Source organism: Pedococcus sp. (genome assembly GCF_036554925.1).
Lineage (GTDB): Bacteria > Actinomycetota > Actinomycetes > Actinomycetales > Dermatophilaceae > Pedococcus_A.
On sequence record NZ_DATBMI010000111.1, the window covers coordinates 1 to 13124 of the forward strand.

The window sequence follows — 13124 nt, forward strand, 5'->3', positions numbered from 1 at the left end:
GGGGCCGCCCCCACGGCATACTCTGTTTTTGCCCTGCCCCCTGGTCGTGAGGTCCCACGTGTCATCCATCACCGGTGTTTCCGTCGCCGACGAGACCCCGAGCGGGGGCCGTCCGCCCCTGTCCGGTGACCGCGCCGGCACCGGACGCCTGGGCGACCGCATCTTCGGCGGTGCCGCGACGGGCGCCGGCGTCACGGTCATCGCCATCGTCACCCTCATCGCGCTGTTCCTGCTGTGGCAGGCCGTCCCGGCCCTGGCGAAGAACGAGGCCAACTTCCTGACCTCGCGCGAGTGGGTGGTGGCCGGGGACAACCCGCGGTTCGGCATCCTGGAGCTGCTGTGGACCACGGTGGTCAGCTCGATCATCGCGATGAGTCTCGCCGTGCCGGTGGGCGTCTGCGTCGCGCTGTTCATCACCCAGTACGCGCCGCGCTGGCTCTCCCGCCCCGCCGCGAACCTCGTCGACCTGCTCGCCGCCGTGCCGTCGATCATCTACGGCCTCTGGGGCCTCAACACGTTCCTGCCCGTGGAGAAGCCGCTGGAGGACTTCATCCAGCGGTGGCTGGGGTGGTTCCCGCTCTTCAACTCCACCAGCATCAGCGGCGGCACCATCTTCTTCATCGGCATCGTGCTGGCCATCATGGTCCTGCCCATCGTCACCGCCCTCTCACGCGAGGTGTTCGACCAGACACCGGTCACCCACAAGGAGGGCGCGCTGGCGCTCGGCGCCACGAAGTGGGAGATGATCCGCGTCGCCGTGCTGCCGTTCGGTCGCCCGGGCGTGATCTCCGCGGCGATGCTGGCCCTCGGCCGGGCGCTCGGCGAGACCATCGCCGTGACGTTCATCGTGTCGACGCTGGCGCGCGGCACCGACTGGACGTGGTCGGTCTTCAACGGGGGTGAGACCTTCGCGTCTCGCATCGCCAACAACGCGGCCGAGTTCGACACCCCGCAGAAGGCCGGCGCGTTCATCGCCGCCGGCCTCGTCCTGTTCATCCTCACCTTCATCGTCAACGCGATCGCCCGCATCGTGATCGAGCGCAGGAAGGCCTTCAGCGAATGACGACCACCAACCCCACCGTCGACACCGCGGTCCGGACCGCGCGCGGCACCGGCCTGGGGCACCCGTCCCGCGGACGCGCCGTCCGCGACCAGCTGGCCCGCGTGGTGATGTGGGCCGCGTTCATCCTCGCCGTGATCCCGCTCGTGTGGATCCTCTACACCGTCATCAGCAAGGGCTTCAGCCTGCTGCTCGAGTCGCAGTGGTGGACGAACAGCCAGCGCGGCATCACCTCCCGGCGCGTCGGCGGCGGAGCCGTCCACGCCATCCAGGGCACGCTCATCCAGGCCTTCGCGTGCGCGCTGATCGCCGTCCCGATCGCCGTGATGACCGCCGTCTACCTCGTGGAGTACGGCCGCGGGAAGTTCGCCAGGTGGGTGAGCTTCATGGTCGACATCCTCACCGGCATCCCCTCGATCGTCGCCGCCCTGTTCATCTACGCGCTGTGGGTGACCACGTTCGGCTTCCAGCGCGTCGGCTTCTCGGTGGTGCTGGCCCTGGTGCTGCTGATGATCCCCACCGTGGTGCGCTCCACCGAGGAGATGCTCAAGCTCGTCCCGAACGAGCTGCGCGAGGCGTCCTACGCGCTCGGCGTCCCCAAGTGGAAGACCATCGTCAAGGTCGTGCTCCCGACGGCCTTCTCCGGCATCGTCACCGGCATCCTGCTCGGCCTCGCCCGCGTCATGGGCGAGACGGCCCCGCTGCTGATCCTCGGCCCGTACACCAAGTCGATCGCCACGGACCTCTTCGGCGGGCTGATGCCGACGCTGCCGACCATGATCAACCAGGACCGCAACGAGCTGGCGCAGGCCGCAGCCGCCGAGCGGGTGTGGGCCGCGGCGCTCACGCTGATCCTGCTCGTCCTGTTCCTCAACCTCGCCGGCCGCCTCGTGGCGCGGTTCGGCTCCGTCAAGAAGTAACGAGAGAAGCGAATCCCCAGATGGCCAAGCGCATCGACGTCAGCGACCTGAACGTCTACTACGGCTCCTTCAAGGCCGTGGAGGGCGTGAGCATGACGGTCGAACCCCGCTCCGTGACCGCGTTCATCGGCCCGTCGGGCTGCGGCAAGTCGACCTTCCTGCGCACCCTCAACCGCATGCACGAGGTCATCCCGGGCGGCCGGGTCGAGGGCAAGGTCATGCTCGACGACCAGGACCTCTACGCCCCCGGCATCGACCCCGTCGCGGTGCGCCGCACGGTCGGCATGGTGTTCCAGCGCCCCAACCCGTTCCCGACGATGTCCATCTACGACAACGTCGCGGCCGGCCTGAAGCTCAACGGTGTCAAGGGCAGGAAGAAGCTGGACGAGGTCGTCGAGCGGTCGCTGCGGGGCGCCAACCTCTGGGAGGAGGTCAAGGACCGCCTGCCCAAGCCGGGTGCCGGGCTCTCCGGTGGCCAGCAGCAGCGTCTCTGCATCGCCCGCGCCATCGCCGTCGAGCCGCAGGTGCTGCTCATGGACGAGCCGTGCTCGGCCCTCGACCCGATCTCGACCCTGGCCATCGAGGACCTCATCAACGAGCCGAAGTCCAAGTACACGATCGTCATCGTCACGCACAACATGCAGCAGGCCGCGCGCGTCTCGGACCGCACCGCGTTCTTCAACCTCGCCGCGACGGGCAAGCCCGGCAAGCTGATCGAGATCGACGACACCCATCGCATCTTCAACAACCCGAGCCAGAAGGCGACCGAGGACTACATCTCCGGCCGCTTCGGCTGACCCTCCCCTCCCCGCCTTCTCAACCCCTGTCTTTCGCGCCTCTGGCCACCCGCTCGGCACACGCCCCTCATTTCGAGGCCGTGTGCCGAGCGGGTGGCCAGAAGTCGTGGGGAGCGGCGCCCACAGGCGGCCGCACCTGACAGCGTCGTCCACACCTTTCCCAACCGAGGTTCCGCCACGGGTGGGCCGCACCGAGGCTTCCGCCCATGCGACGGACTCCAGCGGACGTCTGGCTGGCCCTGCCCCAGCCGTTCCTCGCCAGCGAAGCCCTCGCGGCCGGACGCACCTACGACCAGCTGCGCGCGGCGTGCCACCGCGGGGATCTGACCAAGCTGGCGCCCGCCCTGTATGCCGTGCACCGCGAGTGGGCGGACCTCACCCCCGCGGAGGCCCACCGCGCGCTGTGCCGGGCAGCGGTCAGCTCGCTCGACCAGGTGGCCCTCAGCCACCTCAGCGCAGCGGTCTTCCTCGGGCTGCCCCACCCCGCGGGACGGTTGGGCAAGGTGAGCCTCACCGCCCTGCGCAGCACGCGCACGAGCTACCCGGACGACTGGCGTCGCGTCCTCCAGGCGGACATGCCGGAGTCACACCTCACCTCGCACGACGGCATGCAGGTGACCGAGGGGTCACGGACGGTCGTCGACTGCTTCCGACAGCTCCGGCTCCGTCACGCCCTGGCGATCGCCGACGCCGCGGCGGGCCGGGGGCTGACCACGCCCGTCGCCCTCCAGGCGATGCGGCAGTTCCAAGCAGGCTGGCCCGGTGTGCTGAGCGCTGAGCGCGGCATTCCCCTGGTCGACGGCCTGAGGGAGAGCTGGCTGGAGTCGGCATCCGTGGCCGTGGCCCACGAGCTCGGCTACCCCCTGCCCGCCAGCCAGGTCTGGATCCACGCCCCCGACGGCGAGCTCGTCGGCCGGGTCGACGTCCTCTGGTTCGAGTGGGGAGTGGTCGGCGAGGCCGACGGCATGGCGAAGTATCTCGGCGCCTACGACGACGACCCCTCGCCAACGGCGGCGGGCCAGCGTGTCCTGCTGGAGCGCAACCGCGAGCGCCGGTTGGAGGGACTGGGCTTCGCGGTCGCCCGATGGGGCGCGGCGGACCTGCGTGGCGGCGGCGACGGCCTGGCGCGACACGTCCAGGAGGCGAGGCGCCGCGCTCGACCGGAGCAGATCCGGTGCCTCTGGCGGCAGGATCTCAAGGACCCGCTTCAGGAGTGGGTGTGGCCCCCACCCACCCGAGCGTGAGTCCGCCTCCGACTTCTGGCCAGCCACTCGGCATACGGCGCCTGTGCAGCGCTGCGATGCCGAGCCAGTGGCCAGAAGCAGGACGGGGCCGGGAGGCGGGGTGGAGCTAGAGGAACAGGTTGCCGGCCAGGAACGCGGCGGCGGCGACGAGACCGGCGCCGGGGAAGGTGAGCACCCACGCGCCGACGATGTTGCCGGCCACGCCCCAGCGCACCGCGGAGAGCCGCTTGGTGGAGCCGACGCCCATGATCGCCGAGGTGATGGTGTGCGTCGTCGAGATCGGCGCGCCGAAGCCCATGCCCGCCACGTAGAGGATGCCCGCGGCGGTCGTCTCCGAGGCGAAGCCCTGCGGCGGGTCGAGGTGGATGATGCGCCGGCCGAGGGTCCGCATGATCCGCCACCCACCGGCATAGGTGCCGAGGCTGATGACCACGGCGCTCAGGACGAGCACCCACAGCGGGATGCTGTCGTCGCCCTGCGCGTGGTAGCCGCCGACGGTCAGCGCGAGCACGACGACGCCCGCGGTCTTGGAGGCGTCCTGCAGGCCGTGGCCGAACGCCATCGCCCCGGCCGAGGCCGTCTGGGCGTAGCGGAAGCCGCGCGAGACCCGCCCCGGGTGGGCGCGTCGGAACAGCCAGAGGATGAGGGTCATGACGAGGTAGCCGAGGGCGATGCCCACAAGCGGCGAGACGATCATCGGGATGATGATCTTGGTGAGGACGCTGTCCCAGTAGACGGTGGCGCTCGCCGCGATGGCCGCTCCGCCGAGTCCTCCGATGAGGGCGTGCGAGGAGGACGACGGCAGGCCGTACCACCAGGTCAGCAGGTTCCAGCCGATGGCGCCAACCAGCCCGGCGCCGCAGATGAGCAGGCCCACGCTGCCCTGGGGCGCCTCGATGACACCCGACCCGATGGTCTTGGCGACCTTGGTGCCGAAGAACGCGCCGACGAGGTTCGCGACGGCTGCCATGGCCAGCGCCACCCGCGGGGTCAGCGCGCGCGTCGAGACCGAGGTGGCGATGGCGTTCGCCGCGTCATGGAAGCCGTTGGTGTAGTTGAACCCCATCGCGAGCGCGATGACGATTCCGACGGGGAGCCATTCCATGAGGGGACTCAGGACTCCTTGACCGCGATGCTCTCGACCTTGTGGGCCACCTTCTCGAAGGCGTCGGCGGCAGCCTCGAGCTCCTCGATCACCTCTTTGTGCTTCATGACCGTGATCGCGTCGAGGTGGTTGCCGTTGAAGAGCTCGGCGAGCAGGCGCCGGTAGATCTGGTCGGCCTGGTTCTCGAGACGGTTGATCTCGATCCAGTACTCCGCGAGGTCCTTCATCGAGCGCAGCCGTGGCATCGCGTCGGCCGTCAGCTCGGACATCCGGGCCAGCACCTCCACCTGGTCGGACACGCCGGCCGGCAGCTCGCCGATGCGGTACAGCACGATCAGGTCGACCGCCGCGTCCATGAGGTCCATGCAGTCGTCGAGGGTCGCGGCGAGGCCGTGGATGTCCTCGCGGTCGAACGGCGTGATGAACGAGCTGTTGACCCTGCGGATGATCTCATGCGTCGCCATGTCGGCGTTGTGCTCGATCTCGCGCATGCGGGACGCGATCTCCTCGCGCTCACCCGGGTCCGTGCCGAGGATCTTGGTCAGCTCGCGGCTGCCCTCCACGAGGAAGCCCGCGGAGGTCGCGAACAGGTCATAGAAGCTGTTCTCCTGCGGTGTCAGGCGAAAGCCCACGGTGTCTACTCCGGTCGTGCGGGGAATCGGCCGGGGACGATGCTACGTGCTGGTAGGCGCCCGCGCGTAATCGATCGTTCACTGCGCGTTCACCCGCGGGCGCGAAGCGCGGCCAGCGGCCAGCGACCCGCCGCGTCGGATCAGCTCGGGGGCGCGTGCACGGCGCGCTTGCCCGCGCGCCCGGCGCTGCGGTGGCCTTCGCCGTGGTGGGGGGTCGTGGGCTCGACCTCACGACCCGAGTGCTCGGCGGCGTGCAGGCCCAGCGCCTCGTCGATCTCTTCCTCGCTGAGGGGGCCTTTGCTCGCAGAGGCGACGACCACCAGCTCGCCGACGAGCTCGATCTCGTCCTGGAGGGCACCGTCTGTCAGGTCGGTGCCGACGATCGGGTCTCCTGCCATGGGGAAACGCTATCTGAGCAGGTCGGATACTCCGAGAGTCTTTGCCATGTCTTGACTGCCCCCACGCAGAGATGGTCACGATGGGCCATGGCAGGACCCCGGGTCCTAGTCACAACGAACCCCCTGGCGCATGATGTGCGCGTGGACGCGACTGCCGCAGGAGGCGACCCCGGGCCGGGCTCCTTGCCCGCGGCCGGCGTCGTGCAGGATCGCGGCTCCTTCAGTCATGCCTTGTGCCGCGCGTGCGGCTGGTCGGGACCCGGGCGCCGGTCGCGCTTCCGCGCCCGCCAGGACCTGGCTGAGCACCTCGACGACGGCTGCCCACCCGACGAGGTGCCGACCACCGACGGCCCTGGAGCGCTCCTCACGTAGGGCCCGAGGTCAGCCGCCCGCTGGGAGACGCGGGGCCGCCCGAGGCCCGGAAGGCCTGCAGGTTGTGCGCCGGGCTGGGAGCGCCTCACGGCGCGTGGCCGCTCGTAGCGGCTTCAGTTGGGACCCGGGGCTACCGCAGCCCGGCGCACAAACGACTGTAACGGCACCTGCCCCGGTCGTGTTCCCGATCCCCCAACCCGACCGGTGACGGCGGGCTACAGCAGCTCGTCGACCCGCCACAGCCGTGCGCAGGCCTGGAGGTCCTCACCGGTGGCGAGCAGGTATGCCGCGCGGCGGGTCTGCGCCGTCGCCGCGCCCTCGTCGTGGCTGTCCATGCTGTCGGCCCGATCCGCCCGACCGGAGGCGACCACGCGGCAGAATGCCGCGGCCCGCTCGAGGGCCACCGCGAGGTCCCCCTCGAAGACGCCCCGCAGGATCACGTCGGCCAGGACCCGCATCTCCTGCGGCCCGGGCGGCTCGGCGACACCGGCCACCGCGTGGTTGACGTCCGTGAAGCGCACGCCTGCGGTGTAGTCGGCGCTCGCCTCCTCCGGGTTGCGCTGGACCCACTCGTGCAGGGCGTACAGCCGCCACAGCGCACCCGGCAGGGTCCGCGCCGGCCGGTCCGCCCACAGCTCGGCGAGGGTGGAGAGCCCGAGCTCGTCGACGAGTGCGACCAGACGGGTGGTGAGCGCAGGGTCCTCCGAGGCCCGGCCGGCGCCCACGAGGACCGCCGCGGTGGCGTGGGCGACCTCGGCCATCTCCGCCGGGTCCGGCACCGTGCCACCCTGGGCCTCCATCGCGGCCGGGCTGAAGAAGGCAGGCCTGCGCGGACCGCCGCGCCCGCTGCTCTCGGTGCTCACGGTGCCCAGTCTCGCACCGGCGACTCGCGCCGGCAGGGCGACGCGCACCGGCAGCACACCGGCAGCACACCGGCAGCGCCACGCGCGTTGCCCTGTCGCGGCGCTCGACCCGAGGAGGGCGGGGTGTCGGCCTGCTCAGTCGTCGAACAGCTCGGAGAGGAACGACTTCTTCTTCTTGTAGGGCCGCTGCCCGTGGGTGTACCCGTGCTGGCCGTAGCCCTGTCCGTACTGCGGCTGCGGGGAGTACTGGCGCTGCGGCGCGTGGTGCGCCTGCTGCACGGGTGCCTGGTGCCACTCGTTCTCGGCGGCCGTCAGCTTCTCGAGCTCGCCCCGGTCGAGGAACAGCCCACCGCAGCCGGTGCACTGGTCGACGAGCACGCGGTTGCGCTCGTACTGGCGCATGTCCGAGCCGCACTTGGGACAGATGAGAGTCGTCATGCCTGGCCAACGCCGCCGGGCGGGGGCCGGTTCCCCTGAACCCGCGCCTGCGCCGGGGCCGTGCTCTGCCTCCGCTGCACGCGTATGCCGCGTGGCTCAGGCCGTGCGCCGCGAGGCGCGGGCCACCCCCACGGCCACCAGCACCACACCGAGGCCCAGGAGCACGAACCCGAAGACCAGGACGCCGACACCGGCCGGCCCGAGCCACGGCAGCTCGGCGCCGAACTCGATCTGGGCCGCCACGCCGCCGCTGCCGTCGGCGTTCATCACCACCGCACTCCACTGCCCGCCCCGTGGGGTCCAGCGAAGCTCCTGCGCCCCGGGGCCGCTCGCCTCGGCCACCCAGATGTCGAGGGCCGCGGGCGGGACCACGGGAGCGCCGCCGGAGAGCTGCTCGTCGGCCAGCGAGCCCTGGCCCGGAAGGGTGCGGGCGACGTTCCCGAGGTAGGCCGCGACGTCCTCCTCGCGGGCAATGCCCACGAAGAGCGGCGGCTCTGCCCGGGTCGGGGTGACCCGCAACCGCACGTCGCCGATGATCCGGCCCGGGAGGGCCGTGTCCGTGCCCCCGGCGTCGATGCGGACGTCACCGAGCACCACGGCATACCCACCGGACTGCACGGTCTGGGCTGGGGTGGTGATGAACCCGCCGTCCCGCACGCCCTGGTCCAGGACGAGCATGGCCGCGCCACCGACCACACCGGCGAGACCCATCGCGCCGACCACCACGCCGGCGATCACGGAGATGACGCGTCCGGCGGTCCACCCGGATCCGGGTGCCTGCGCGGGGGCCGAGGGGGCCATGGGCGGGCCCCCTGCTCCGGGCGGCGGGGGGATGGGCGACGGAGGGGCGCCGGTCGGCTGCCCGGCGGGCAGCGGAGCACCCTCCTGCTGGGGCAAGGCCTGCTCCGAGACCGGCGGTGACGCACCCGGGTTCTGGGCGAAGGGCACCGCCGCCGACCCCGCGGCACCGGGGTTCGGGCCGGTCCCGCGGCTGCCGACCGTGATGGCCCCCTCAGGCTCGTGGGGGCCCATGTCGAGGCGGAAGGGCGGATACTCGTCCGTCATGAGCGAGACGTAGGCCGCGACCCGCAGCACCCAGCGGTTGAGGCCGAGGAGCAGGTCGTACAACGGTCGCGGGTAGCTGCCGGTGAACGCGAGGATGACCGCGGCCACGATCACGAGGATGCTGACGAGGCCGCTGTAGCTGACATAGCGCCACTCCTGGTCCGCGGTCGCGACCCAGGTGCCTCCACCGACGAGCAGCCCGACCACGATGTAGTGGGGAATGGCGAGCAGCCACCACTTGACCAGCACCAGTCCGCGCGAGAGGTGCTCCGGGTAGTCGATCTGGAGGTGCGTCGGGTAGTCCTCCACCTCGTCCAGCGTGAAGGGCGGGTAGCGGTCGGTCGCCAGCGCGCCGTAGGTGTAGTAGGACACGCGCCACGTCCACCGGAGCACGCCGACGTTGAAGTCGAAGATGGCCCGCGGGTAGCGGCCGGTGAAGAGGATGGCGAAGAACGCCGCGATGCTGAGAACCGCGAACGCGATCCACAGGAAGGTCAGCACAACCAGGTGTGGGATCGCGAGCAGCCACTTGACCAGCCAGAGCCATCGCGAGGCAACCGGCTCACCGACGGCCTCGACGTGGACCGGGTAGACGTGCGGGTGGGGAGCAGTTGCTGTCGTCATGGCTGGAAGTCCTCTGTCGGGGTGGTGCGAGCGGCGGCGAGCGCCTGCTGGTCCAGCTGGTACGCGAGTCCCTCTGCCCAGCAACGGATCTCGCCCCATTGGCGGTAGTCGCCGGGAGCCACCCGGGCTCGGCGCGCCCGGGCCCGCTCGCCGCGGCTCAGGAGGGTGTCGTCCAGGCGGCCACCGAAGACGCGGTGCTCCAGCGCGCCCGTGCGGCGCTCGACCTCGGAGGCGTCGACGCGGTCCATCCCCCGCCCGGGAGGGTCGCCGACCGGGCCGCTGGAGAACAGCCAGACGGGCCGCTGCTCCAGCTGGTCGGACAGGCGGCGGGCGAAGTGCCGTGCCTGGTCCATCCAGCGACCGCCGTAGACGGCGCTGCCCAGGACCACCGCGTCCACGCCGTCGAGGCCGTGCACCTCATCGGGGGCCGCGACGTATGCCGCGTGGCCGGCCTCGTGGAGCAGGTGCGCGACCTCGCGGGAGATCGAGGTCGTGCCGCCATGGCGGCTCGCTGCGGTGACCAGGACTCTCATGCTGCCTCCGTCCACGTCCAGTGTTGGCGAGCCCGTGGAGACGGCGTAGGGCCCAAGGACCCGGCGGTCCACGCCCGGCGCGCGACGACCTCAGGAGTGACGCGCCCAGCCCCCTCCCTGCGCCCGGGCCGCGACCCCGCCCAGCATGCCGCGGGACATCACGGCGTCGGCGGGGACGATCAGCGCCCACGCCAGCGCCCGAAGCCACCAGGGCCGGGTGACCGCGCGCCAGCGGAACACGAAGCGCGTCGAGCCGTCCGCCGCCGGCTCGAGCACGAAGGCCCAGGTCCACTCGACCCCGGCGCGCCCCTCCCGCCGCCAGGCGAGAGGTAGGTGGGAGGTGGAGTGGAGCACGAGGTGGCGGTTCGGTTCGAGGTCGATGACGGTGAAGCCGCACTCGGTCTCGGGAGGCCCGTCCGGGACGAAGTCCCCCACGGCGAGGGACTGCCACTCCGGCCGGATGTCGTGGGCGCTGGGCCAGTTCGCCGGGAACAGCAACCAGTCGACCCAGTGCGGGGTGTACCACCCGGCCCGGTGCCACCCGACCTGGACGAGCCAGGGCCACACGGCCTCGCGCGGCGCGTGGACCGTGGTTGCGTGGGTGATGGCGAAGTGCGGTCGGCTGACCACCTCGTCACCGGGGAGCCGAGCACGGCGCTCCGCCGGCGTGGAGCCGTAGGTGCGCCCGAGAAGCTGCAACGCGGCATACGCCGTCGCGGCCACGGCCACGGCCACGGCAGCGGCCACGGCCAGCGGGTGTCTCACGCCACGATGCTCGTCCGGGGCACCGGTGTGGCGGGAGGGCCCAACGGCCCGGCCGCGTGGACCTAGGTGCCCGGCGTCTCCTCGCAGCGCTGCTTGAGCCCCTCGGCCTCGAGGTGGAGGTAACGGTTGGTCATGTCGGCCGTCATGCGGGCGAAGAGCTCGCCGATGACGCCGTGCTGGTCGACGCTGAGGGTCACCCGCGAGCCCGTCGCGGTGGGCTCGACCCGGTGCACCGCCGTGGTGCGGAAACCTGCGGCGCCCGCGACCCACGTGAAGAAGCGGCCAGGCTCGATCGAGTCGACGGTCCACACGACGGGCGGAAGCTTCGGCTGCTTGATCCTCACGCGCGAGCCCACGTCGAAGTGGCCGGTGTCGAGGCGCTTCGCCTCGGTGACCGACGCAGTCCACTGTGGCCATGCCTCGGCGTCCTGCATGACGGCCCAGACCCTCCCGGGAGTGGCGTCGATGTCGACGGTGATGCTGGACTTCACGGGGGCTCCTCGGTGCTGGGCAGGGCAATGGCGGCTGGGCGGCGGCTGGGCGGCGGCTGGGCTGCTTGGCCCTCCGGTTGGGCTGCCGGCTTGGGGCCTTCCGGTTGGGCTCCTCTGCTCGGGGGCGGCGGGGGCCATGTACCTCTGGCGACAGCCTAGGCAGCGGTCGATGCTGGGTGCACGGGTCAAACGCCGGTCACGCGAGAGAGGCGGGGAGATGTCACCTGCGAACAGGCGCCAGGTCGCCCCCTCGGATGCTCTTTGGCTGAACATGGACCGCCCCAACAACCTGATGGTCATCGTCTCGCTGGTGTTCCTCGAGTCGGTGCCGGACTGGGAGCGTGTCGTCGAGGTCCTGCGTGAGCGGGTGGTGGCGCGGTACCCGGTCTTCCGGCAGCGCGCGGCCGACCCCCTGTTGCCCTTGCTGCCCCCGCGGTGGGTGGACGACGCAGGCTTCTCCCTGGCGCGGCACCTGCACCGGGTGACCCTGCCCTCGCCCGGTGACGATGCCGCCCTGCAGGTCTACGTGAACAGCCAGCTGCACCGGCCGCTCGACCGGAGCCACCCGCTGTGGGAGGTGCACCTCGTCAGCGGGTACGGCTCCGGCGCCGTCCTGGTCTTCCGAGCGCACCACGCGCTCGCTGACGGAATCGCCCTGACCCGGGTGCTGCTGTCGATGACCGACCCCGAGCCGGGGTCCGCCTCCGACACGGAGCCACTGATGACGGCACCGGGCGGGACGTCGGGACCGGCCACGCGCGCACCCGGGCTCGTGGACGCCGCGGTGAAGGCCGCCCAAGTGGTGCGCACGTCGGCGCTGGCCGAGACGCTGGCGCTCGCCTCCCGCACGGGCGCAGTGGTCGCCGACGTGCTGCTGACTCAGACGCCACCGTCTGCACTCAGCGGCACACCGGGTCCTCGGAAACGCGTCGTGTGGACGCAGCCGATGCCGCTGGCCGAGCTCAAGGCTGTCGGCCGGCTGGCCGGCGCGACCCTCAACGACGTGCTGATGAGCGCGGTCGCGGGCGCCTTGGAGCACTACCAGCGCCTCCACGGGCGAGAGCCTGTCGACCTGGTGACGATGGTGCCGGTCAACGTGCGACCGTTGGACGAGCCGCTGCCGTCCGAGCTGGGCAACCGCTTCGCCCTGGTGTTCTTCGGGTTCCCGAGCGCCACTTCCGCGCCGCTGGCCCGCCTCGCCGAGACCAAGCGACGCATGGACTGGCTCAAGCAGTCCCCCGAGGCCGCGCTGACGCTGGGGATCATCAATGTCCTCGGCCTGACGACGACCGGTCTCGAGCGCCGCGTCGTCGACTTCTTCGCCAACAAGGCGATCGGCGTCACGACGAACGTCGCGGGGCCGACCCGGCAGCGCTTCCTCGCTGGCGTCCGCATGACGGGGGCGCTGGGCTGGGTGCCGGGGTCGGGCAACCACACCGTGGGGGCGTGCATCTTCACGTATGCCGGGACCGTCCGGGTCGGCTTCATGGTGGACGCCGCGACCGTCCCCGACCCAGAGGCCCTGCTGGGGGCCTTCGAGCTCGAGGTGGCGACGCTGGCGTCGATCGGAACCCTCGGCACGCTGGCCGGCGTGGCCGGGGTGGCCGGTCGGCATGATCCGCGCGGCAGGTCCGCTCCAGGTCCGAGCCGCTGAGCACCCGGCTGCGAGGCGTGGTCGTCGTCGTGGTCGTCGTCGTGGTCGTCGTCGTGGTCGTCGTCGTGGTCGTCGTCGTGGTCGTCGTCGTGGTCGTCGTCCGACGCCCTCAGGGGGTTGCGCGCAGGGGGTCCGCGGGTGCAGCATTTACAACCTAATGGTT

The 13124-nt window shown here is 71.4% G+C and carries 15 protein-coding genes; 6 read left to right on the top strand and 9 right to left on the bottom strand.

Features of this window, described 5'->3' with window-relative positions:
- Nucleotides 1-58 precede the first annotated feature (58 nt).
- The 4 genes from pstC (at nt 59) to VIB11_RS09235 (ending at nt 4021) form a co-directional block, all read left to right on the top strand.
- A complete protein-coding gene (gene pstC, locus VIB11_RS09220; protein WP_332030528.1) occupies nt 59-1063 on the top strand; it encodes a phosphate ABC transporter permease subunit PstC in 1005 nt (334 codons plus the stop codon).
- The gene (gene pstA / locus VIB11_RS09225; RefSeq protein WP_332030530.1) at nt 1060-1980 is read left to right on the top strand and encodes a phosphate ABC transporter permease PstA; all 921 of its coding nucleotides are present in this window, start codon (nt 1060-1062) and stop codon (nt 1978-1980) included. Before pstC ends, pstA begins: the two co-directional genes overlap by 4 nt.
- 20 nt (nt 1981-2000) lie before the next feature.
- Nucleotides 2001-2777: a phosphate ABC transporter ATP-binding protein PstB gene (gene pstB / locus VIB11_RS09230; RefSeq protein WP_332030532.1), complete on the top strand. Its 777-nt coding sequence runs from the start codon at nt 2001-2003 to the stop codon at nt 2775-2777.
- 206 nt (nt 2778-2983) lie between these two features.
- Entirely contained in the window at nt 2984-4021 is a 1038-nt protein-coding gene (locus tag VIB11_RS09235; protein ID WP_332030534.1) for a hypothetical protein, read from the top strand.
- Between the two features lie 106 nt (nt 4022-4127).
- Here the strand turns inward: VIB11_RS09235 and VIB11_RS09240 are convergent, their stop codons facing one another.
- From VIB11_RS09240 to VIB11_RS09280, 9 genes are all read right to left on the bottom strand, one after another.
- Nucleotides 4128-5126, bottom strand: coding sequence for an inorganic phosphate transporter (locus VIB11_RS09240; RefSeq protein ID WP_332030536.1), 999 nt, complete (start codon nt 5124-5126; stop codon nt 4128-4130).
- An 8-nt stretch (nt 5127-5134) separates the two neighbouring features.
- The gene (locus VIB11_RS09245; RefSeq protein ID WP_332030538.1) at nt 5135-5758 is read right to left on the bottom strand and encodes a DUF47 domain-containing protein; all 624 of its coding nucleotides are present in this window, start codon (nt 5756-5758) and stop codon (nt 5135-5137) included.
- 140 nt (nt 5759-5898) lie between these two features.
- On the bottom strand, nt 5899-6156 hold the full coding sequence (locus VIB11_RS09250; RefSeq protein WP_332030540.1) for a hypothetical protein: 258 nt from the start codon (nt 6154-6156) through the stop codon (nt 5899-5901).
- Nucleotides 6157-6743: 587 nt separating this feature from the next.
- Nucleotides 6744-7328, bottom strand: a complete 585-nt coding sequence (locus VIB11_RS09255; protein ID WP_332030556.1) for a hypothetical protein — start codon at nt 7326-7328, stop codon at nt 6744-6746.
- Between the two features lie 198 nt (nt 7329-7526).
- The gene (locus VIB11_RS09260; RefSeq protein ID WP_332030542.1) at nt 7527-7829 is read right to left on the bottom strand and encodes a zf-TFIIB domain-containing protein; all 303 of its coding nucleotides are present in this window, start codon (nt 7827-7829) and stop codon (nt 7527-7529) included.
- A 96-nt stretch (nt 7830-7925) separates the two neighbouring features.
- Entirely contained in the window at nt 7926-9518 is a 1593-nt protein-coding gene (locus VIB11_RS09265; protein ID WP_332030544.1) for a DUF4389 domain-containing protein, read from the bottom strand.
- A complete protein-coding gene (locus VIB11_RS09270; RefSeq protein WP_332030546.1) occupies nt 9515-10051 on the bottom strand; it encodes a flavodoxin domain-containing protein in 537 nt (178 codons plus the stop codon). Before VIB11_RS09270 ends, VIB11_RS09265 begins: the two co-directional genes overlap by 4 nt.
- Nucleotides 10052-10141: 90 nt before the next feature.
- A complete protein-coding gene (locus tag VIB11_RS09275; protein ID WP_332030548.1) occupies nt 10142-10816 on the bottom strand; it encodes an SRPBCC family protein in 675 nt (224 codons plus the stop codon).
- 62 nt (nt 10817-10878) lie between these two features.
- Nucleotides 10879-11307, bottom strand: a complete 429-nt coding sequence (locus VIB11_RS09280) for an SRPBCC family protein (protein ID WP_332030550.1) — start codon at nt 11305-11307, stop codon at nt 10879-10881.
- Nucleotides 11308-11524: 217 nt separating this feature from the next.
- On the opposite strand from VIB11_RS09280, the gene VIB11_RS09285 reads away from it, so the two are divergent.
- Together VIB11_RS09285 and VIB11_RS09290 are read left to right on the top strand one after the other, a co-directional pair.
- On the top strand, nt 11525-12961 hold the full coding sequence (locus VIB11_RS09285) for a wax ester/triacylglycerol synthase family O-acyltransferase (RefSeq protein ID WP_332030552.1): 1437 nt from the start codon (nt 11525-11527) through the stop codon (nt 12959-12961).
- A gap of 17 nt (nt 12962-12978) precedes the next feature.
- Entirely contained in the window at nt 12979-13119 is a 141-nt protein-coding gene (locus tag VIB11_RS09290) for a hypothetical protein (protein WP_332030554.1), read from the top strand.
- Nucleotides 13120-13124 lie beyond the last annotated feature (5 nt).

Coding starts and splice junctions, on each gene's coding strand:
- pstA (WP_332030530.1), top strand. CDS start 1,060: ATGACGACCACCAACCCCACCGTCGACACCGCGGTCCGGACCGCGCGC.
- pstB (WP_332030532.1), top strand. CDS start 2,001: ATGGCCAAGCGCATCGACGTCAGCGACCTGAACGTCTACTACGGCTCC.
- VIB11_RS09235 (WP_332030534.1), top strand. CDS start 2,984: ATGCGACGGACTCCAGCGGACGTCTGGCTGGCCCTGCCCCAGCCGTTC.
- VIB11_RS09240 (WP_332030536.1), bottom strand. CDS start 5,126: ATGGAATGGCTCCCCGTCGGAATCGTCATCGCGCTCGCGATGGGGTTC.
- VIB11_RS09250 (WP_332030540.1), bottom strand. CDS start 6,156: ATGGCAGGAGACCCGATCGTCGGCACCGACCTGACAGACGGTGCCCTC.
- VIB11_RS09255 (WP_332030556.1), bottom strand. CDS start 7,328: ATGGAGGCCCAGGGTGGCACGGTGCCGGACCCGGCGGAGATGGCCGAG.
- VIB11_RS09260 (WP_332030542.1), bottom strand. CDS start 7,829: ATGACGACTCTCATCTGTCCCAAGTGCGGCTCGGACATGCGCCAGTAC.
- VIB11_RS09265 (WP_332030544.1), bottom strand. CDS start 9,518: ATGACGACAGCAACTGCTCCCCACCCGCACGTCTACCCGGTCCACGTC.
- VIB11_RS09270 (WP_332030546.1), bottom strand. CDS start 10,051: ATGAGAGTCCTGGTCACCGCAGCGAGCCGCCATGGCGGCACGACCTCG.
- VIB11_RS09285 (WP_332030552.1), top strand. CDS start 11,525: ATGTCACCTGCGAACAGGCGCCAGGTCGCCCCCTCGGATGCTCTTTGG.